This window comes from Arthrobacter sp. SLBN-53 (assembly GCF_006715585.1).
GTDB lineage: Bacteria > Actinomycetota > Actinomycetes > Mycobacteriales > Mycobacteriaceae > Mycobacterium > Mycobacterium neoaurum_A.
This window is the reverse complement of sequence record NZ_VFNN01000001.1, coordinates 2,638,635-2,658,854: the sequence shown is the minus strand read 5'-3', so window position 1 is coordinate 2,658,854 and position 20,220 is coordinate 2,638,635. Positions and strand designations below refer to the sequence as shown.

20 protein-coding genes are annotated in these 20,220 nt (G+C 66.5%); 11 read left to right on the top strand and 9 right to left on the bottom strand.

The window, feature by feature from the left end; genetic code table 11:
* Position 1: 1 nt before the first annotated feature.
* Both FBY28_RS12800 and FBY28_RS12795 read right to left on the bottom strand, forming a co-directional pair.
* Entirely contained in the window at positions 2-1,651 is a 1,650-nt protein-coding gene (locus FBY28_RS12800; protein ID WP_141867297.1) for an alpha-keto acid decarboxylase family protein, read from the bottom strand.
* Positions 1,648-3,288 carry an FAD-binding dehydrogenase gene (locus FBY28_RS12795; protein WP_141867295.1) on the bottom strand — a complete coding sequence of 547 codons (1,641 nt, stop codon included), beginning with the start codon at positions 3,286-3,288 and terminating at the stop codon, positions 1,648-1,650. Before FBY28_RS12795 ends, FBY28_RS12800 begins: the two co-directional genes overlap by 4 nt.
* A gap of 201 nt (positions 3,289-3,489) precedes the next feature.
* Between FBY28_RS12795 and FBY28_RS12790 the strand changes: the two genes are divergently transcribed.
* Genes FBY28_RS12790 through FBY28_RS12775 form a run of 4 tightly spaced genes read left to right on the top strand, consistent with a single transcriptional unit; the run spans position 3,490 to position 6,912 of the window.
* Positions 3,490-4,557 (top strand): ABC transporter substrate-binding protein, encoded by a 1,068-nt coding sequence (locus FBY28_RS12790; RefSeq protein ID WP_141867293.1) that lies wholly within the window; start codon positions 3,490-3,492, stop codon positions 4,555-4,557.
* Complete coding sequence (locus FBY28_RS12785; RefSeq protein WP_141867291.1) at positions 4,554-5,366, top strand: ABC transporter permease; 813 nt, start codon at positions 4,554-4,556, stop codon at positions 5,364-5,366. The genes FBY28_RS12790 and FBY28_RS12785 overlap by 4 nt, the downstream gene beginning before the upstream one ends.
* Positions 5,363-6,136, top strand: a complete 774-nt coding sequence (locus FBY28_RS12780; protein ID WP_216847654.1) for an ABC transporter permease — start codon at positions 5,363-5,365, stop codon at positions 6,134-6,136. The genes FBY28_RS12785 and FBY28_RS12780 overlap by 4 nt, the downstream gene beginning before the upstream one ends.
* Positions 6,137-6,168: 32 nt before the next feature.
* A complete protein-coding gene (locus FBY28_RS12775) occupies positions 6,169-6,912 on the top strand; it encodes an ABC transporter ATP-binding protein (RefSeq protein ID WP_141867289.1) in 744 nt (247 codons plus the stop codon).
* Positions 6,913-6,930: 18 nt separating this feature from the next.
* Here the strand turns inward: FBY28_RS12775 and FBY28_RS12770 are convergent, their stop codons facing one another.
* The 3 genes from FBY28_RS12770 to FBY28_RS12760 form a co-directional block, all read right to left on the bottom strand.
* On the bottom strand, positions 6,931-7,368 hold the full coding sequence (locus FBY28_RS12770) for a CsbD family protein (RefSeq protein WP_141867287.1): 438 nt from the start codon (positions 7,366-7,368) through the stop codon (positions 6,931-6,933).
* 102 nt (positions 7,369-7,470) lie between these two features.
* On the bottom strand, positions 7,471-8,712 hold the full coding sequence (lipE, locus tag FBY28_RS12765; protein ID WP_141867285.1) for a lipase LipE: 1,242 nt from the start codon (positions 8,710-8,712) through the stop codon (positions 7,471-7,473).
* Positions 8,709-9,194 (bottom strand): peroxynitrite isomerase, encoded by a 486-nt coding sequence (locus FBY28_RS12760; protein ID WP_141867283.1) that lies wholly within the window; start codon positions 9,192-9,194, stop codon positions 8,709-8,711. The genes lipE and FBY28_RS12760 overlap by 4 nt, the downstream gene beginning before the upstream one ends.
* A 36-nt stretch (positions 9,195-9,230) precedes the next feature.
* Here FBY28_RS12760 and FBY28_RS12755 point away from each other — a divergent pair, with 36 nt between their 5' ends.
* Positions 9,231-9,701 (top strand): acyl-CoA thioesterase, encoded by a 471-nt coding sequence (locus FBY28_RS12755; protein WP_141867281.1) that lies wholly within the window; start codon positions 9,231-9,233, stop codon positions 9,699-9,701.
* Positions 9,702-9,768: 67 nt separating this feature from the next.
* Here the strand turns inward: FBY28_RS12755 and FBY28_RS12750 are convergent, their stop codons facing one another.
* Together FBY28_RS12750 and FBY28_RS12745 are read right to left on the bottom strand one after the other, a co-directional pair.
* Positions 9,769-11,151 carry an aspartate aminotransferase family protein gene (locus FBY28_RS12750; RefSeq protein WP_141867279.1) on the bottom strand — a complete coding sequence of 461 codons (1,383 nt, stop codon included), beginning with the start codon at positions 11,149-11,151 and terminating at the stop codon, positions 9,769-9,771.
* A 119-nt stretch (positions 11,152-11,270) separates the two neighbouring features.
* A complete protein-coding gene (locus FBY28_RS12745) occupies positions 11,271-12,764 on the bottom strand; it encodes a CoA-acylating methylmalonate-semialdehyde dehydrogenase (protein WP_141867277.1) in 1,494 nt (497 codons plus the stop codon).
* Between the two features lie 107 nt (positions 12,765-12,871).
* Between FBY28_RS12745 and FBY28_RS12740 the strand changes: the two genes are divergently transcribed.
* Together FBY28_RS12740 and FBY28_RS12735 are read left to right on the top strand one after the other, a co-directional pair.
* Positions 12,872-14,503 (top strand): PucR family transcriptional regulator, encoded by a 1,632-nt coding sequence (locus FBY28_RS12740; protein WP_141867275.1) that lies wholly within the window; start codon positions 12,872-12,874, stop codon positions 14,501-14,503.
* Positions 14,504-14,588: 85 nt separating this feature from the next.
* Entirely contained in the window at positions 14,589-15,398 is an 810-nt protein-coding gene (locus FBY28_RS12735; protein WP_141867273.1) for a dienelactone hydrolase family protein, read from the top strand.
* Between the two features lie 13 nt (positions 15,399-15,411).
* On the opposite strand, the gene FBY28_RS12730 is transcribed toward FBY28_RS12735, so the two are convergent.
* Positions 15,412-16,539: a GGDEF domain-containing protein gene (locus tag FBY28_RS12730; RefSeq protein WP_141867271.1), complete on the bottom strand. Its 1,128-nt coding sequence runs from the start codon at positions 16,537-16,539 to the stop codon at positions 15,412-15,414.
* Positions 16,540-16,580: 41 nt separating this feature from the next.
* Between FBY28_RS12730 and FBY28_RS12725 the strand changes: the two genes are divergently transcribed.
* The 3 genes from FBY28_RS12725 to FBY28_RS12715 are packed head-to-tail and all read left to right on the top strand — an operon-like array spanning position 16,581 to position 18,438.
* A complete protein-coding gene (locus FBY28_RS12725) occupies positions 16,581-17,486 on the top strand; it encodes an SDR family NAD(P)-dependent oxidoreductase (protein ID WP_141867269.1) in 906 nt (301 codons plus the stop codon).
* A gap of 46 nt (positions 17,487-17,532) precedes the next feature.
* Complete coding sequence (locus tag FBY28_RS12720) at positions 17,533-18,000, top strand: GtrA family protein (RefSeq protein ID WP_286178008.1); 468 nt, start codon at positions 17,533-17,535, stop codon at positions 17,998-18,000.
* A gap of 30 nt (positions 18,001-18,030) precedes the next feature.
* Complete coding sequence (locus FBY28_RS12715; protein WP_216847653.1) at positions 18,031-18,438, top strand: Rieske (2Fe-2S) protein; 408 nt, start codon at positions 18,031-18,033, stop codon at positions 18,436-18,438.
* 138 nt (positions 18,439-18,576) lie between these two features.
* Here the strand turns inward: FBY28_RS12715 and FBY28_RS12710 are convergent, their stop codons facing one another.
* Positions 18,577-18,930, bottom strand: a complete 354-nt coding sequence (locus FBY28_RS12710) for a hypothetical protein (RefSeq protein ID WP_141867267.1) — start codon at positions 18,928-18,930, stop codon at positions 18,577-18,579.
* 206 nt (positions 18,931-19,136) lie between these two features.
* Between FBY28_RS12710 and FBY28_RS12705 the strand changes: the two genes are divergently transcribed.
* A complete protein-coding gene (locus tag FBY28_RS12705; RefSeq protein ID WP_141867265.1) occupies positions 19,137-20,147 on the top strand; it encodes a TerC family protein in 1,011 nt (336 codons plus the stop codon).
* Positions 20,148-20,220 lie beyond the last annotated feature (73 nt).

Genomic DNA, 20,220 nt, shown 5'->3' with positions numbered 1-20,220 from the left:
GCTACCGGTTCGGCGGGCCGTTCACGCCGTAATCGAAGACGCGGGTGGCTTCTCCGACCGCGGCCGTGGCCGCGGTCATGTCCAGCGGCTGTAAGGCCACCTCGATGAACACCAGGCGATCGGTGTCCGCCGCAGCGGCGAGTGCGTCCCGTAGTTCGGAACGCGTGGTGCAGACCGCGGCCAACAGTCGGTCGTCGTGGATGCCGAATGCCCGTGGCACATCGGGGTAGGCCCAGTCGGCGACGTCGTTGTAGGCCGAGGTGGCCCCCAGGATCGATCGTTCGATGGTGTAGCCGCGATTGTTGAGCAGGAATATCACCGGCGCGAACCCGTGCCGGATGACCGAGGACAGTTCCTGCGCGGTCACCTGGAACGAACCGTCGCCGGTGCACAGCACATGCCGTCGGTCCGGGCGGGCGACCAGGGAACCGAACAGGGCGGGAAGCGCGTACCCGATTGAGCCCCAGCTCGATTGGTTGATATAGCTGACCCCTTCGGGCAGCGACATCCCGACGGTGTTCTGGGCGGAGGTGCCGGTTTCGGCGACCAGCACATCGCCGGCGCGTAGGAATCGTTGCAGTTGCCCGAAGAAGAATTCCTCGGTGAGTTCGCCACCGCCGGGCTCGTCGGCCCGGCCCCGCGCCGTGGTATGCCACCACCGCGGGCCGACGGTGGTATCGACCGAACCCAGAACCGCGTCGATGGTCGTGCCGTAATACACGGTGCTGTCCGATAATTGGGTGTACGTGGGCTCCAGCCGCACGACCGACCTGCCCGAGAAGTCCAGTGTGAAACACGCGGTGGTGACATCGGATCTGGTGAAGCCGCAGGTGATCACCAGATCACTGTCGTCGAAGATGGCCTGACCCGCGGCGCCGGGCAGCATGCCCTGGTACTGCTCGGCCGTGGGGTCGGCGTGGTGCACGGCGGGCAAGGTGCAGAAGTACGGAATGTCCAGCTGGGAACAGAATCGCTCGATCGCGGGCAACGCACCCCAACGCACGGCGGCCGCGTCGAAGACCACCACCGGCCGCCGCGCCCGGGACAACATCTCGGACAGCTGCCCGGCTGCGGCGAGAACTTCCCGGTGCGCCGGTTCGGCGTCACCGACGGTCAGTGCGTCCTCGGGTGTGGCGATGTCGACGTGGGTCAGATCCGAGGGCAACTCGAGGCGGACGGGACGACGTGACCGGAACGCCACCCGCAGGGCGTGGTCGATGACCTCGACCGCGTTGTCGGTCGAGATCGTCGCCGAGTACTCGGTGAACTCAGTGAACGCGCGGTGGACGTTGCGATAACCCCCGTCGAGCAGGCTGTGGTGCAACGACTTACGGTCACGTACCGCGTGCGCGGGCGGTGCGCCGGAGATATGGATCAGTGGGATGTGTTCGCAGTACGCGCCTGCCACCCCGTTGAGCGCGCTGAGGCAGCCCACGCCGTAGGTGGTGATCAGTACGCCCGGCCTTCCCGAGCGCGCATGGCCGTCGGCGGCATAGGCGGCATTGAGCTCGTTGCAGTTACCCATCCAGCGCATCGTCGGATGCGCCTCCAACTGCTCCAGGAACGACATGTTGTAGTCGCCCGGCACACCGAAGGCGTGTGTGGTGCCTACCTCGGCCAGCCGACGAAGTAGGAACTCCCCGATGTTCATCCGACACTCCTTGCGATGCTGCGGCCCGCGGCGCGGCCGGTGAACAGGCAGCCGCCGACGAATGTGCCCTCCAGGGAACGGTGGCCGTGGATCCCGCCTCCACCGAACCCGGAAACCTCCCCCGCGGCGTAGAGGCCCTCCAAAACGGTCCCGGTCTCGGTCAGCACTCGGCCCTGAAGATCGGTCTGCACCCCGCCCAACGTCTTCCGCGTCGTGATGTGCAGCTTGACCGCGATCAAGGGGCCGGCCTGCGGATCCAGGATGCGCCCCGGTTTGGCGACGCGGAAACGGTCGGGCCAGTAGCGGCGGGCGTTGTAGATCGCCGCGAACTGGGGATCCTTGCTGTAGCGGTTACCCACCTGGGAGTCGCGGGCGGTGACCTCACGTTCCAGGACAGCAGGGTCGACGGCCATCCGGGCGGCCAGTTCACCGATGGTGGTGGCCTGCACGAAATCAACTCCACGGTCCAGGAATTTCTCGGCGAAACCGCCCAATCGAGGACGCAGCAGACCGCGTATCACCGCCAACGGGTGTTTTCCGGTGATCGCCGGGTTCAGTTCCTGACCGGACATCGCGAACTCCTTGGCGAAGATCTCGGCGTTCATCACCAGCCACGAGTGGGTGTGGCCGGAGGCCATCACGTACCGGACGGCTCCCACGGTGTCGAAGTTCGGGTACAGCGGCGGAGGTAATCGGATGCCGCCGCCGTCGAGCCACAGCGCCGACGGGCCTGCGGTGACATGGATTCCGTGATTGGGCCAGACCGGATCGATGTTGGTGACGCCATCGGGATAGAACCAGAGCCGGTTCTCGTTGGCGATCTTCGCCCCGGCCCGTTTGGCGACGGCGATCATGGATCCGTCGACGTAGGCGGGGTTGCCGCAGAGCATGTCGTCGGGAAAGGTGCCGAAGCCCTCGGTGAACAGCTGCCGCACCATCGTCGGGCTGCCACCGACGCCGCCGGTCGCCAACAGCACAGCGCTTGCGGTGGCGCTGAATTCGCCCACCGCGGTCTCGCTCGAACGCGCGCCACGCCGATGTGGAGACGGCGCGAGCAGTGTTCCGTGGACACCGGTGATGCGGCCGCCGGTGGCGTCCAGACCGGTCACGCGGTGTCGGAACAGCCGGGTCACCAGGCCGCGCGCATGGGCGTCGAGCACCCGGCGGGCGAAGACATCGACCAGACCCGGGCCGGTGCCCCAGGTGATATGGAAGCGCGGCACGCTGTTTCCGGACCCGAGTGCGCCGTGCCCACCCCGTTCGGGCCAGCCCGGGAGCGGGAAGGCACGCCAACCCAGTCCGCGCAGCCAGCGGCGCTTCTCGCCGGCGGCGAAGTCGACATAGTGCGCGGCCCACTGCCGCGGCCAATGGTCATCGTCGCCGTCGGAGAACTGCGCCGAACCCAACCAGTCCTGCCACGCGAGATCGCGTGAATCCCGGATTCCACACATCCGCTGTTCGGGGGTGTCGACCATGAACAACCCTCCGAACGACCAGTAGGCCTGACCGCCGAAATCGACGGGACCCTCCTGGTCCAGCAGCAGAACGCGTCTGCCCGCCTCGACGAGCTCGTGGGTGGCCACCAGACCTGCCAGTCCGTGACCGACCACGATCACATCGGCGGACGGCGGCGTCATGGGGATACGGGTCTCCGGTCTGTTGTCTGTTCCCGGGACAGTACCGACCGCGATGCCCCGGTGCGGGTGGAACGCGACGCGCGCCTGTGCCACCCGCCCGCCGCTGCTGCCGGACCGGGTGTCTGCACCGACATAGGCTCGGGGCCAAGAGTGTGTCCGCCGACATTGTCGGTCGGGCCACGTCACCCGCATGGTGTTCTCGTGACGACCATCACAGCAACTCGACTCGCCAGGATTGCCACCGCCCTCGCCTCGGCACTCACGATCGTGGCTGCCACGGCCTGCTCTGCAGGCCTCGGCGGTCCGGCCTCGTCCCGCTCGGCCCAGGACGGTGTCATCCGGTTCACCTTCGCCCCAGACCCGATCTGGGACTACATGCATGACACCGGGGTCATCGACGAATGGGAACGCGACACCGGCTACTCCATCGAAACCAGCGCCACCTGGGACGAATTCGGGCTGTTCGCCGGTGGGCACGCCGACATCATCTCCTCGGCCTCCTTCGAGGTCCCGGCCCTTGAAGAGCAGACCCAGCGCGAGACCGTCATCATCGGTCGCTACAACGCCGAACGCAGCCGCATCCTGGTCCGTGCCGATGATCCCGCCCGGTCGTTGGAGGATCTGCGGGGTCGACGACTCGGTGTCTTCACCACTGTGTCGGGCACGTTGGTATGGAGTGCACTCGTGCAGCAGATGCACGGTATGAATCTCGTCGCCGCGGGTGAGCGCCCCAGCGATGTCGACATCGTGGTCGCCGATATCCAGAACCTGTCGAATCTGTTGGCACGCGGTGAGATCGATGCCTGTATCTGCTACCCCGATCTATCTGCTCGCGAACTGCGCGATGGTTCGGTGCGGGCACTTTATGACGGCAAGTCCTCGGCCGACCTCTTCGCCGAGCTGCAGGCACCTGGCCACGACGGTCCGATGGGCAACGTCTTCGTCGCCCGCAGGGACTGGGTGGACGGGCACCCCGGTGAGGTGGCCGCATTCCTGGACCTCTGGGACCGCGGACTCGCCGAATGGCGGGCGCACCGCGACGACATGATCGAGCAGTACCCGCAGCATTTCGCCGTCGCCTCGCCCGAAGACATCGAGTTCATGAAGGCCTATGTGGCCCAGCATGACTGGGTGGTAGATGAGGTCCGCTTCGATGCGCAATGGGCCGATGACGAGAGCTCGATCTTCGACCTGATGCGCACCACCGGAGTCATCGGTGACGACATCGTCGACCCGCAATTCCTGGCAACCGAAGGAGCCCCGCAGTGACCCAGACCGTCACCCGGGCGGTATCGCCCGCCGCCCGGCGTCCCGTACGCCTGCCGCCCCAGCATCGGCGTTGGCTGGTCTCCGGTCTAGCGCTGCTATGTGCGCTCGGTGTGTGGGCGCTTGCCGCGGTGATCGTCAACGATCCGATCCTGCCCAACCCCGCCGATGTGGCCGTCCGCGTGATCGATATCATCGCCTCCGGCGAGGCCTTCACCAACTTCGGCGCCAGCATCGTCAAGATCGCCGCAGGTTTCGCCATCGCGATGGTGGCCGGCCTACTCATCGGATTCGCCATGGGCCGTTCGCGATTCATGACCTCCTACTTCTCGCTGCCGCTGTTCGTGCTCGGCAATATGCCGGGCCTGACCTACGCGGTGTTCGGCCTGCTCATCTTCGGCGTCGGCGCCGGCGGCCCCATCGTCGTGTCCGCGTTGGTGGCCACCCCGTTCATCGCGATCAACGTCGCCGAGGGCGTGCGATCGGTGGACGGCAAGCTGCTCGCCATGTGTGGGGCCTTCGATCGCCGCCGCACCGACATCCTGCGCCACCTCTACCTTCCCGCCCTCACCACCTTCGTCTTCGCGGGTGTGCGGTACGGATTCGCCATGGCCTGGAAGGTCGAGGCGCTCACCGAGGTGTTCGGTGCCAGCAACGGCGTCGGCTTCATGATCCGCAAGGCCTACCAGGAGTTCCAGGTCGACGACATGCTCGCCTGGACCGCACTGTTCATCGTCACCATGGTGCTGATCGAGCGCGGCCTGGCCCACCTGGAAACCCGGTTCTTCGCATGGCGCAAGGAGATCGCATGACCACCATGACCGTCCGGCAGATGCGTGCCCACACCGGCTCGGCCGCAGCGATATTCGCCGCCATCGCCACCATCATCGGCGCCTGGCAGCTGGCCGTGGTGTTCGGCAACCGGGTGCCCTCGTTGGCCGACAGCATCGGCCGGCTCCGGTCCGAGGCCGCCATCGGCGAATTGTGGACCAATCTCGCCATCAGCATGAACCGCTTCCTGCTCGGGCTGGCCGCCGCGCTGATCGTCGGTGCGACGATAGGGGTGCTGATGGGCCTGTCCAGGGTCGTCGACCTGGCCTTCTCCGATCTGAATGCCGCGGCCCTGGCGATACCGGCGGTGATCTGGGCGCTGCTGACCACGATGTGGTTCGGCTTCGGCTGGTTGACGCCCGTGGTCACGGTGTTCCTGTCCGGGTTGCCGTTCGTGATCGTCAACATCGCCAAGGCGACCCGAGCGGTACCGGCCGACCTGGTGCTGATGGCGCGGGCTTTCGGGGTCTCCCGGACGACGGTGCTGCGTCAGATCGTCGTCCCCGCTGTCGCCGGATCCACGGTGGCCGCAGTCAGATTCGCCATCATGAGCGCCTGGAACGGCCTGCTGCTTGCCGAGTGGTTCGGCGCCACCTCCGGCGTCGGTTGGCGGTCCCGGTACTGGTATGACGCCAACCAACTCGACGGCTTCCTGGCCTGGGTGCTGGTCTTCATCCTGCTGCTCGTCATCGCCGATCTGGTGATCCTCGGACCCATCGAGCGCTACGCCACCCGCTGGCGCACAGTTTGACCACCCGACCGTACCGAAATTAAGGAAAAGCCATGGCTTCCATCGATATCCAGAATCTGGTCAAGGAGTACACCGACCGCCGTGGGAATGTCACCCGCGTCATCGACGGGGTAGATCTCACCATCTCGGGTGAGACATTCGTGTCCGTCGTCGGACCGTCGGGCAGCGGAAAGACCACACTGCTCAATATCGTCTCGGGAATCGAGACGCTCACCTCGGGCAGCGTGCGCCTGCGCTCGGGCTCCGACGACGCCAGGGTCGGTTATGTGTTCCAGGATCCCCGACTGCTGCCGTGGCGCACCGTGATGGCGAATCTGGGCTTCGTGCAGCACGAGCGTGCAGGCTGGCAGGAACGGGCCGAACACTATCTGGACCTGGTCGGACTGAGCCACTGCGGCAACAGGTTTCCCGCGCAGTTGTCGGGTGGCCAGCAGCAGCGGATCGGTATCGCCCGCGCGTTCGCTGTCGAACCCGATGTGTTGCTGATGGACGAGCCGTTCAGCCACCTCGACGCGATGACCTCGCGGACGCTGCGCGAGCATCTGGAACGGATCTGGCTGGAGTCCCGGCGCACCGTCATGTTCGTCACCCATGACGTCACCGAGGCGGTGCAGCTGTCCGATCGGATCGTGGTGCTCGCGCCGGGTGGACGCATCCACGAGGTCATCGACGTCGATCTGCCCAGACCCCGCAAAGCGTCCGACCCGGCGGTCGCGGTGCTGCAGGCCGAGGTGCTTGCCCGCTTCGAGGCTCTCGAGGCAATGGCAGCGGTCTGAGCAGTCGCACGGGCGAACTCAGTGCGTCAGGGCCCTGGTCACACCCGCCGCCACGACCTTCTTGGCCACCGGGTGCTTCTGCCGACGTGACTTCCCGCGATTGCGGCGGACCACCAGGAAGGCAATGACGGCCAGGCCGGCGACGGCGGCGATCGCGACACGGGAATCGGTCTTCTCGGTGACGACCTGCTTCACCTCATCGGTCTTCTCCGCGACGGCCTGCTTGGCATCCTGGGCCTTCTCGGTCACCGCCTCCTTGGCGTCCTCGGCCTTCTCGGTGACGGCCTGCGCCGCGTCCTCGGCCTTGTCGGCGACCGCGTCGAGCCCCTGCTTGACCTGTGCGGTCGCCTTGTCCGCGGCGCCGTCGGCCTTCAGGTCGTCATTGCCGACCAGATCGCCGGCGGTCTCCTTGGCGCGGCCGGCGAATTCCTCTGCCTTGTTCGTGATATCTGCCATGATGGGCGTCCTTTCTCGCTTCGTTGCTGACTGTTGGTCGTGACGAAGCGGTGAAAGCGCATGCATTTCGGCGGGTGAGGCTGCTCACAGCAGCCGAGGGGTTCAGGCGATCCGCGGGATCTCGGCGTTGATCCGGTCCAGCAGCGCCGGATAACGTTTGGCTTCCGGGTGGCCGCTCGGCTTGCCGCTGCTGATCACCGCCACCGACAATGCGCGCTGCGGATCGGCCCACACCGCGATATCGGTCAGCCCCGTATGCCCGAAGGCCCCGCCGGCATCCTTGCCGAACGGGCCGAACCGCTTGGACCCCAGCATGTAGCCGGTGCCCCAGCGCATCGGCTGTAAACCCGTCGCGAGATCCGGGCGCAGCCGGCGGGCTTCGGCCGTCGCCCGACGCAACGTGTCTGCCGCCAGCACCCGGTGCCCATCGAGTTCCCCACCGCGGACCAGGATCTCGGCGAACCGCGACAACTCGAATGCGTTCGAGACGGTGTTCGAGGACGGTATGACACCGGTGAGGAACTCGGGCGTGTTGGAGAACGGGATGATCTGTTGGGGAGTACCTCCGACGGCCATCTTGAATGCCTTGGCAATCGGCGCGGGCAACGGCTTGCCCGTCACATGGCTCGGTGCAACCAACGGGACATCCTGGGGAGCAACACCATAATTGGTCCAACGGAAACCGAGCGGATCGAGGATCTCCTCGGCGAGGATATCGCGGATGCCGCGTCCGGTGGCCGCCGAGATGATCTCACGCATCAGCGGACCCCACGTCACACCGTGGTAGATGTGGACCAGACCGGGCCGGTACACCGGCTTCATCCGGCTGAGCATCTCGCGCGCGTACTCGCTGTCGTCCATCCGCTTCAGATCGGGCCGCGGCCCGGTGGCGAACGGGATGCCGGCGCTGTGGGTAAGCGCATGCCGAATGGTGGTGCGGTCCTTGCCATGACTGGTGTAGTCGGGCAGGTAGTCACACACGCGATCCTCGAGGGAGAAGGCGCCGCGTTCGACCAGCATGTGGGTCACGGTGGTGGTGATCGCCTTGGCGGCGGAGTACACGCAGTACGGCGTATCGGTGCGCACCGGGATGCGCTCGGCGTCGGCGGGATCGTGCGGCCCGTTCCCCCAGGCGTGTCCGATGGCGCGATTGAGGATGACCTTGGAGTTGCGTCGCAGGCAGACCTGGATGGCCGGGTGCATACCGGCCTGGTACCAGTACGTGGCAGCATCCCAGATCCGTTCCACGGCAGCGGAATCGACCTCGCCGGTATCCTCGATGCCCCGATCGGTGATCGCGTCGAGGTCGTCGGGAACCCGGATGCGGCCCTCGCGATCGCTCACGGCGCGTCCTTGCGCAGCACAGCGGACAGGTGGTGCTGCAGCGGTTGGCCGACGGCGGCCATCTGAACGGTGTAGCTCAGCTCCTCACCGCGAAGTGTGAAGGTGCGGGCCATGGCGCTGACATCCTTGGCCGAGGACGACCGTCCGATGGTGGAGAGCATCGTCATGGTCAGTGCACCGTCGTCGCCGATCTGCAATGACCCCTCCATCACCTCGACGATGCCGGTGGGGTGCGCCAACACCCATTCGACCCGGCCGGGCTCGGGTATCCGGATGTAACCCGTCTCGGCGTGCAGCGGTCGTCCGTCGGCGCGTGAACGGGTGTGCTGGTTATAGGACAGGAACGGTTTCCCGACGTGACCGAAGGTGATCGACTCCTGATACTCGAAAGACGGAATCGTGGGGTACTCGCCCGCGCCGGGCCCGGCCCAGATACCCAGCAGAGGCTCCAGGACCGTCATCGCGGGATGCAGGTCGACCATGCTCGTCACCCTACGTCGTGATCTACTTGCGCCGATATGAGCCAGCATGATCAGTCCCTCGTCGCACCCATCCAGCGCCCGCACCCGACCCGCTCGGACAAGGCTCTCTACCCGGTGACCGGGCTGGCCATCGCCCGATACGGTGACGTCGACGCCAACGGACACGTGAACAACCTTGCCCTGGAGTCACTGCACGAGACCGCGCGTGCGGAGTTCAACGAGCAGATCTTCCCCGACATCTACCAGCCGGCATCGCGCACGGTCCGGCTGGTATCGGCCAGCAACGTCGTGCACTTTCTTGCCGAGGTGCACTGGCCGGCGACCATCGAGACCGGGCTGGGTATCGGCAAGCTCGGCCGCACGTCCTACGTGGCGTCCACCGCCCTGTTCGTCGGCCAGACCTGCGTCAGCCTGTGCGACACCGTGCTGGTGATGCTCGATGACGACGGGCCCACCCCGATCCCCGACGAGGCGCGCGAACGACTCGGCGGATACCTGCTGGCCTGAAACACCGCCTGAAACGTCGATGGTCGTGCACCCGGTTGGGTGCACGACCATCGATGTGTGTGGGTTCCTAGAGTGCGGCGTCGGCCTCGCTGAGCGCGGCATCCAGGATGGCCAGGCCCTCGCGGACCTCGTCATCGCTGATGTTGCAGGCCGGAACGGCATGGATGCGGTTGAAGTTCGCGAACGGCAGCAGTCCGCCGGACTTGCATGCCGCGATGACCGCGTTCATGGCCGGGCTCGATCCGCCGTAGGGCGCCAACGGTTCCCGCGTCTGCTGATCGGCCACCAGCTCGACGGCCCAGAACACGCCGAGGCCGCGCACCTCGCCGACACAGCGGTGTTTGGCCGCCAGGTCGTGCAGGCCGGGACCGAGCACGTCGGCGCCGATGCGCTTGGCATTGGCCACCATTGCCTCGTCCTCCATCGTGTTGATGGTCGCGACCGCGGCCGCGCAGGCCAGCGGATGGCCGGAGTAGGTCAGCCCACCGGGGTAGGCGCGGTCGGCGAATGTCGCGGCGATCTTCTCGCTGATCGCGACGCCACCCAGCGGGACGTACCCCGAGGTGACACCCTTGGCGAAGGTGATCAGATCCGGTGTCACGTCGAAGTTCTGGATGGCGAACCACTCGCCGGTACGGCCGAATCCGGCCATCACCTCGTCGGCGATCATGACGATGCCGTACTTGTCACAGATCTCCCGCACACCGGCCATGTAGCCGGGGGGCGGCACCATGATGCCCGCGGTGCCCGGCACCGACTCGAGGATGATCGCGGCGAACGACGTCGCCCCCTCGTGCTGGATGAGGCGCTCCAGGTAGTCCAGCGCGCGCTCGGATTCCTGCTGCTCGTTCTCGGCGTGGAACGACGAGCGGTACAGGAACGGTCCGTTGAAGTGCACGACGCCGGCGCTGGCGTAATCGTTGGGGTAACGACGTGGGTCACCGGTCAGATTGATGGCCGTGTCGGTGCCGCCGTGGTACGAGCGGTAGCGCGAGAGCACCTTGTACCGGCCGGTGTGCAGCCGGGCCATCCGCACGGCGTGCTCGACGGCGTCGGCACCACCGTTGGTGAAGAAGATCTTGTTCAGATCGCCGGGCGTGCGCTCGGCGATCAGGCGGGCGGCCTCCGAGCGTGCGTCGTTGGCGTGCTGGGGTGCGATGGTGCACAGCTTGGCGGCCTGGGCCTGGATCGCCTCGACGACCTTCGGATGCTGATGCCCGATGTTGGTGAAGACCAGCTGGCCGGAGAAGTCGAGCAGCTTGTTGCCCGCACCGTCCCAGACATAGGAGCCCTCCGACGCGACGATCGTCATCGGCTTGATCTGTGCCTGCGCGGACCAGGAGTGGAACACGTGGGCGCGGTCGAGTTCATAGGTGCGGGCGGCTTCGGCGCGGGCCTCGTCGACGGTCAGACCGTTCGGCAGAGTCGCGATGTCAGGGGTGGTCGTCATAGGTCCATCTTTCACTCAGTGCGGCGGCAGCGGGTAACGGATTACCCGGCGAGCGTGCGCGGACTCCCGTCCGCGAGGGGCGTGTTGGGGTGCAGACACGCACGCTCGCCGGGAAGGGATCAGGCGTTCTCGGGGAAGCCGAGGTTGATGCCGCCGTGGGAGGGGTCCAGCCAGCGGGTGGTGATGGCTTTGGTGCGGGTGTAGAAGTGGACGCCTTCCATGCCGTGGGCGTGGGAGTCGCCGAAGAGGGAGGCTTTCCAGCCGCCGAAGCTGTAGTAGGCCATGGGGACGGGGATGGGGACGTTGATGCCGACCATGCCGACTTCGACTTCGTTTTGGAAGCGTCGGGCGGCGCCGCCGTCGTTGGTGAAGATGGCGGTGCCGTTGCCGTAGGGGTTGGTGTTGATGAGTTGTAGGGCTTGGTCGTAGGTGTCCACGCGTAGGACGGAGAGGACGGGGCCGAAGATTTCGTCGGTGTAGACGCTCATGTCGGGGGTGACGTTGTCGAGCAGGGTGGGGCCCAGCCAGAAGCCGTCTGCTCCACCGTCGGCTTGTACCTGGCGGCCGTCGACGACGACTTTGGCGCCGTCGGCTTCGCCGGCGTCGATGTAGGAGGCGACCTTGTCGCGGTGGGCTTTGGTGACCAGGGGGCCCATGTCGGTGTTTTTGGTGCCGTCGCCGATTTTCAGGCCGGTGGTGCGTTCGGCGATTTTGGCGACGAGGTCGTCGGCGATGGGGCCGACGGCGACGGCTGCGGAGATGGCCATGCAGCGTTCCCCGGCGGAGCCGAAGCCGGCGTTGACCATGGCGTCGGCGGCCAGGTCGAGGTCGGCGTCGGGGAGGATGACGGCGTGGTTTTTGGCTCCGCCGAGGGCTTGGACGCGTTTGCCGGTGGCGGTGGCGGTGGCGTAGACGTATTGGGCGATGGGGGTGGACCCGACGAAGGACACGGCCTTGATGGCGGGGTTGGTCAGGATTTCGTCGACGGCGGTTTTGTCGCCTTGTAGGACGTTGAACACGCCGTCGGGCAGGCCGGCTTCTTTCCAGAGGTTGGCCAGCCACAGGGAGGCGGAGGGGTCTTTTTCGGAGGGTTTGAGCACGATGGTGTTGCCGGCGGCGATGGCCAGGGGGAAGAACCACATGGGGACCATGGCGGGGAAGTTGAACGGGGAGATGATCCCGACCGGGCCAAGGGGTTGCAGGATGTTGTGGACGTCGACCTTGGTGGAGGCGTTTTCGGTGTAGCCGCCTTTGAGCAGGTGGGGGATGCCGCAGGCGAATTCGACGACTTCTTGGCCGCGGGCTACTTCGCCGAGGGCGTCGGAGACGACCTTGCCGTGTTCGCTGGTGATGATTTCGGCGAGTTCGCCTTTGCGGGCGTTGAGGAGTTCGCGGAAGGTGAACAGCACCTGGGTGCGTTTGGCCAGGGAGGTGTCGCGCCAGGCGGGGAATGCGGCGGCGGCGGCGGCGATGACGGTCTGTGCGTCGGCGACCGAGGCCAACGCGACCTGGCCGGTCACCGCGCCCGAGGCGGGGTTCGTCACGGGGGCGGTCTGCCCCGAGGTGCCTTCGAAGAAGGTGCCGTTGAGCCAGTGCTGAATGGTGGCCTGCATCGCGATGCGCTCACTTTCTGTGGGTGGTGAGTCCAGTGTGGGACCCAGCGCATAGTCCGATCTGGACAAACTGTCTCTAATTTCGGCTATGTAGTTACAGTGTGTAAATGAAGCTGACCGTTGCCGACGTCATCGGTCTACCGGTGCTGCAGCGCGGTGAACCCGAGGTGCTCAGCGCGCGCCGGTTCGACGAACCGATCCGGTGGGTGCACGTCAGTGATATCGCCGACCTGTCCGCCCTGGTGGAGGGCGGCGAGCTGGTGCTGACCACCGGTGCCGCCCTCCGTGCCGACCCGCGGCGCTACCTGCAGGGGATGGCCGCCGCCGGTGTGCTCGGCGTCGTCGTCGAACTCGGCGAGGCCGCGCTGCCGCCCGATGCCGGGCGCTACGCCGAGGAGTTCGGACTGGCCCTGGTCGCGCTGCACCGCGAGGTGCGGTTCGTCGAGATCACCGAGGCGGTGCACCGGATGATCGTCACCGATCAGTTCGACCGGGTCGACTTCGACCGGCGCGTGCACGAGACGTTCACCGACCTGAGCATGAAGCGCGCCTCGCTGGAGGGCATCGTCGAGGCCGCGGCAGGCATGCTCGAGGAACCGGTCGTCCTCGAAGATCTGGCGCATCGCGTGCTGGCGGTGGCCGGCGTCCCCGGCGGCGGGCCCACCGCCGTGTTGCTGCGGGACTGGGAGCAGCGATCCCGTCGTACCGCCGAGGCCGAACACTGGACCACGACCGCGGTCGGTCCACGCACCCAGGAGTGGGGACGCCTGATCGTGCCGCGCCGATCCGCCGACGCATCACGCGCCCGGATGGTGCTGGAGCGCGCCGGGGTGGCGCTGGCGCTGCATCGGATGATCGAGCGCGACCGCTCCGGGCTCACCCACCAGGCCCAGACCGGACTGATCGACGACGTGCTGCGCAGCCGCATCACCGACGAGTCCGAGGTCGCGGCCCGGGCGCACGCACTGGGCCTGCGGTCCAGCGCCAGGTACGTGCCCGCTGCGGTGCGCATCGACCGACCTCACCCGGCCGCGGATCCCGTTGTCGGGCAACGTCACAACATCTCGCTGCTGGATACCGTCATGCATGCGGTGAACGCCTCCGGACATACCGGACTGTTCTCCGTGCGACGCGCCGGTGAGATCTGGATGGTGTTGTCGCTGAGCGTCACCCAGCCGGCGGACAGTGCGCTGAGCGCGCTGGGTACCGAGCTGCGCCGCGAGATCCGCCGGGTCGAGGGCGTACCGGACAGCGCACTGGCAGTAGGGGATTCGGTCCACCGGGTGATCGATGCGATATATGGGATGGGGGAGGCCGCCCACATCGCCGAGGTCGCGCTGGCCATGAACGAGGCGCACCGTCCGTACTACCGCGCCGCCGACGTCCGGTTGCGCGGACTGATCGCGCTGCTGCGCAGCGACCACCGCGTGCAGGCGTTCGCCGAGAGCGAGCTCAAGGCGCTGCTGGCCGGCGATCAGGCCAATATCGTTGTGCTCGGCGAGTATCTGCGGTTGGCAGGCAACAAGGCGGCGGTGGCCGCGCGACTGCACATCAGCAGGCCCGCGCTGTACAAGAAGCTCGCCGCGATCGAGGCCGCCCTCGGCGTCGACCTCGACGACGGTGAGTCACGCACCTCGCTGCACGTCGCGCTGATGGTGCTCGACGCTCAGCGCTTGCGCCGCCCCGTCGAGATCAGCACCGAACCGGCCCACGCCGAGATCGTCGATCCCTACACCTGAGGACGGCCACCCGATGACGGCATGGGCACGGGCGACATACTGTTGCCGATGATGTCGCACACCGCGCCAGCAGAGGAGCACAGCCGTGTCGGATGACGATCTCGCGGATTTCGACCACACCGAGTTCACCCATGACGGTAAGACCCGCACGGTGTTCCGTAAGGGCAGCGGTCCCGCGGTCATCGTGATCGCCGAGATGCCCGGCATCACCCCCAAGGTCGCGGCCTTCGCGCGGCAGGTCGCCGAGCTGGGCTGCACCGCCGTGCTGCCCCATCTGTTCGGGGTGCCGGGCCGAGACCCCAACGCGAGCAAGCTGGCCGGGGTGAAGGCGCTGGCCACCTCGATGGTGCCGGCCTGCATCAGCAAGGAGTTCACCACCTGGGCCACCGGCCGCACGTCACCGGTCGTCGGCTGGTTGCGCGCGCTGGCCCGTGCCGAGCACACGCGCTGCGGCGGTCCTGGGGTCGGAGCGGTGGGCATGTGCTTCACCGGCGGCTACGCCCTGGCGATGGCCACCGACGAGATCCTGCTCGCACCGGTGCTGTCCCAGCCGTCGATGCCGATAGCCCTGACCGCCGCCCAGAAGAACTCCATCGACATCTCGCCCGCCGACCTGGAGATCGTGAAGGGACGGTGCGCCCGGGGTCTGAAGGTGCTCGGGCTGCGCTTCGACTCCGACACGATGGTGCCCGCGCAACGATTCGATTTCCTGCGTGAACAACTCGGCGACGGATTCATCGCAGTGGAACTCAGCGGCTCGGACGCCAATCCCGACGCGATGATGTCGGCCCATTCGGTTCTCACCGAGCATCTGATCGACAAGTCGGGCACCCCGACACGGGCAGCACTGGACCAGGTGCTCGAGCTGTTCCGGAGCAGGCTGCTGGTCGGCTGAGCCGGGCGGACCGTCAGGCCGAGCGCTCGATCTCCGGCCGGTCGTCGGGATCATCGCCGTCGGTACTGGCCAACGCGGGGGACAGCAGCAGCCGGAACTGGTTCCCGCCGGACTTGCGCGCCTCGTACATCGCCCCGGTGCCGATGGTCAGCAACTCGTCGAGCACGTCATGGGAGGCCTGCTCGGTCAGCGGCTTGAGCGGAGTGCTGACCACGCCGAGACTGGCGGTCAGCTGATACGGCGCCGACTTGATGGTGCCGAGGATGCGCTCGGCCAGCGGGGTCGGGTCGGGGGTGGTGAACACGTCGGCGACCAGATATTCCGCATCACCCTGGTGGCCGATCACCGCGTCGCCACGCACCGTCTCACGCAGACGCTGCCCGATGGCGACCCTGGCACGGTTACCACCCGTCTTGCCGGACATCGCGGTCAGCAGCGAAAAGCTGTCCAGATTCACCACGATCAGGATCAGGTACCGGTCGTCATGGCGACTGCGGGATCCGATCAGCGTCGCAACGCTGTCGTAGAAGGCATCGCGATTGAGTAGACCGGTCAGCGGTTCGATCTCACCGTGCGGCTTCTCCGACCCGATGAGCCGCAGGACCAATTCGCAGGCGAAGACCATGAAGGCATTGATCAGCACCACGAACACGACGCTGGCCACCGCAAGGCCGTAGTCGATGGACACCAGCCGCCAGGCCAGCACGATCAGGGTCGCCAACTGGACCACCCAGACCCCGAGGAGCCATCTCCGCGAATGGAAGATGACGGCGTACCCGGTGGTCACGGTGAAAGCGACCGAGCCGAGCAACCCGAGCACCGGGTCGGGATCGGAGACGCACGTCGCGGCGATGAGCACGGTCCCGGCGACCAGACACACCTGGGATTGCCACCTGGGCGGCCAGTCCGACCGCGACCACATGAGCACCATCGCGGTGCACACCACCAAGAGCACGACCGCCAGTGCGAACCGGAAGGAATGTTGCAGCCCCGAGCTCATCGCCGTCACCAGCACCGAGATGACACCCAGGGAGCCGATGAGCGCGGCGACGACGCGCGAGGTGGGCACCTGAAGATCTCTGGCGGCCAGATATGCGGTCAGCCAGTCATAATGATCGCGCTGGTCACGCCCGTGAAGCATAGCGAACGGTACCAAAATTCAGCGCGGCTAACCTGACGTCTATGGCCTTCTCATGGAACCCTGCTCGGCTCGGCGATATGACCGGACAGACGGTGATGGTGACCGGAGCCACCAACGGCGTCGGGCTGGCGACCGCGGCGGCTCTGGCCGGCGCCGGCGCACATGTGGTGATGGCGGTGCGCAACACCGAACTCGGCGCTCGACGCGCCGAGGAGATCGGGGGCCGAACCTCGGTGGTCCGACTCGATCTCGCCGACCTGTCGTCGGTGCGGGGCTTTCCGGCCCGCCTCGGCGAGGCAGGAATCGACGGCCTCGACATCCTGATCAACAACGCGGGCGCGCTGTTCCAGCACCGCACCGAGACCGCGGATGGGTTCGAGGCGACCATCGCGACCAACCTGCTCGGGCCGTTCGCGCTGACCAACCTGCTGCTCGACCGTGTGCGGTCGCAGATCATCAACGTAGGTTCCCAGGCACACGAGTCGGCGACCCTGCGGCTGTCGGACATGCACCTGCGCACCGACAAGTGGACCGTGATGGGCGCCTACGCGGCGTCCAAACTCGCCGTCATGCTGTGGGGCCTGGAGCTCGACCGCCGGCTGCGCGAGGCCGGATCGCCGATCACCAGCCAGCTCACCCACCCGGGCTGGGTCGACTCCAATCTTCCTGCGCTGTCGGACACCCCGGTGATGAGGCTCGTGGCCCGCGGCGTGAAGCTGGTGGCCGGCCCACTGGCCAACGACGCCGCGGCCGGGGCGGCGACCACGCTGTACTGCATCACCGAGCCGATCCCGCCGGGCAGCTATGTCGGGGTGGACGGTCGATTCGGGCTCAAGGGGGTGCCGGTGCTCATCGGCCGATCGGTGCAAGCCTGTGACTACGCCGCCGCAGCGCGGCTGGTCCAGTTCGCCGAACAGGAGACGGGTACCACCCTCGCCATCCGTTAGCGCACCGATAACGGTGCCGTCACCTGCCGATGCCACAGTGGTGGCCGTGACGGCCGAAACGGTGCCCGGCGGTCGGGTGGGACGTTTCCACCGGTTCTGTGCGGCAGTCGTCGGTCGGCTCCCTTGGGGGTTGAGTTCGGTTGTCGCGCCGACCTTTCTGGGGTTCGCGTTGATCGCGGGATTCACCTTCAGCATCGACATGGCCCTGCTCACCCTGCTCTACAGCGGCGTGGGCGCGCCGCTGCCGGTGGCGTTGACGGTCGGCTATGTCTGCGCGTTCGCGCTGGCCTACTTCCTCAACCGCACGCTGAACTTCCGCTCCCACGCCACCGTCGGTCCACAGCTGGCGGTCTATGCGGCGGTGGTGGCGATCAACTACCTGTTGTTCATCGTCGCGCTGCCGACCTCGTTGGTCACCGCGGGACTGCAGTACCACCTGGCGCGATTATCGGCAGGCTGCTGCGAGGCCGTCTTCATGTACGGCGCGATGCGATGGGTGGTGTTTCGCCGCTGAGACGGCGGTTCCGGGCGCAGAATGAGCGCCATGACCCTGGGGCGTAGGCGGATGGTGGCCGGGAGTGCGATGGCGGTCGGCGCGCTGGGCGCGGCCGCGGCATGTGGATCCGCGGACACTCCTTCGGCTGCCCCGCAGACGCCCGGTGAGCCGGCCGAGAACACCGAATTGGCCAAGACCGCCGATGTGCCGGTCGGATCGGCACTCGTCGTCGACGACATCGTGCTGACCCAGGAACAACCCGGTCGGATCAGGGGTTTCTCGACGGTGTGCCCGCATGCTGGTTGCGCCGTGTCCAAGGTGACCGGTGCGGAGTTGATCTGTCCCTGTCACGGAAGCAGCTTCGGTCTCGACGGCGCGGTGATCACGGGCCCGGCCCACGGACCGCTCACCCCGGTGGATGTCGTCGTGCGGGGCGATTCGGTCGTCAGGGGGTGAAACGTCGTTACCATCAGCGCCTGTGACAGACGATGCGGGCGACCGGGCCGGCGCCGAGGTGCCGGTTCCCTGGTACGAGGAATCCTGGGCGATCGTCAGCGCCGGGGTGGCCGGCGTGCTGGCCATCGGCGTGTTGATCTACGCGGTGCTGAACACCGCGGAGAGCTCGGTCGATCCCACCGGCGGACCCCAGGTGTACCCGGACACCAGCGTCTCCCGCAGCACTTCACCGACGACTTCACCGACGACGACTTCACCGACGACGACTTCACCGACGACGACGTCGCGGACGACGTCTCGCACCACCACAAGCACGGCGACCACCACGAGCCCGACGACCACTACAAGCACGACAGACGAGACCACGAGTACCACGACCAGCACCACCGACGAGAGCACGAGCGTCAGCACCGGCCCCACCGACGAGACCACCTCGGCGGAGAACCCGTTCTTCGTCGACCCCTTCCAGACGACGGCAGCAACGACCACCACGACCGCCGGCGAGGGGTAACCGGACAGGGTTCGATTCGCTCAGGACGGGAACGTCTGACAGAATCGGCCGCGAGGGGAGTACTCCTGCGCTGCGGTGTCGTCATCACGTCGTTCACATTCGGACGACCGGTGCCGCGGGCCCGCGTCACGTTGCGCAGGCGGAAGAGACCTCGGCCGTTTTGTCGACGACCGGAGGTCTTGAATAGATGAACGTGTCCACCCTCGAGTGGGGCATCACCCTCGCCGTCACACTGGGCGTCCTGCTCGTGGACATCCTCGTGTTCGGCCGCCGGCCACATGAGCCGTCCACCCGGGAAACCTCGATCGCGCTGACGTTCTACGTCGGCCTCGCGATCGCCTTCGGCATCTGGACCTGGACGTTCCACGGCAGCCAGTACGGTGTCGAATTCTTTGCCGGATGGCTCACCGAATACAGCCTCTCGGTGGACAACCTGTTCATCTTCTTGATCATCATGGCCAGCTTCAAGGTGCCGCGGATCTACCAGCAACAGGCGTTGCTCGTCGGAATCATCCTGGCGCTGATCTTCCGCGGCATCTTCATCGCCCTGGGTGCGGTCGCCATCGAACGGTTCTCGTGGGTGTTCTACATCTTCGGCGCGTTCCTCATCTACACCGCCATCAAACTGGCCAAGGACACCGATCACGATGACGACGGTGAGAACGGTGTGGTGCGGTTCGCGCGCAACTACCTGAACACCACCGACAAATGGCACGGGCTCAAGCTCACCGTCAAGGAGAACTCCAAGCGCGTCATCACCCCGATGTTCCTGGTGATCATCGCGCTGGGCACCACCGACCTGCTGTTCGCGCTGGACTCGATCCCGGCCATCTACGGTTTGACCCAGGAGCCCTACCTGGTCTTCACCGCCAACGTGTTCGCACTGATGGGTCTGCGCCAGCTCTACTTCCTGCTCGGTGATCTGCTCAAGCGGCTGGTCTACCTGTCCCAGGGGCTTTCGTTCATCCTCGGCTTCATCGGCGTGAAGTTGGTGCTGCACGCCCTGCACGAGAACGAGCTGCCGTTCATCAACGGTGGCGAGCCCGTGCACGTACCGACCATCCCGACGCTGGCCAGCCTCGGCGTCATCATCGTCACGCTCGTCATCACCACGGTCGCCAGCCTGTACAAGACCAGGGTCGTCGACAAGAAGGTCGACAAGACGAGCGGTGAGCCCTCCGAGCAGAAAACGGATTAAGCCGTTCGGACGACCCGCGATCCGCCGCTCAGCAAACTTTCTCGGAGTAGCATCCGGCGAAATCGTTGTTCCG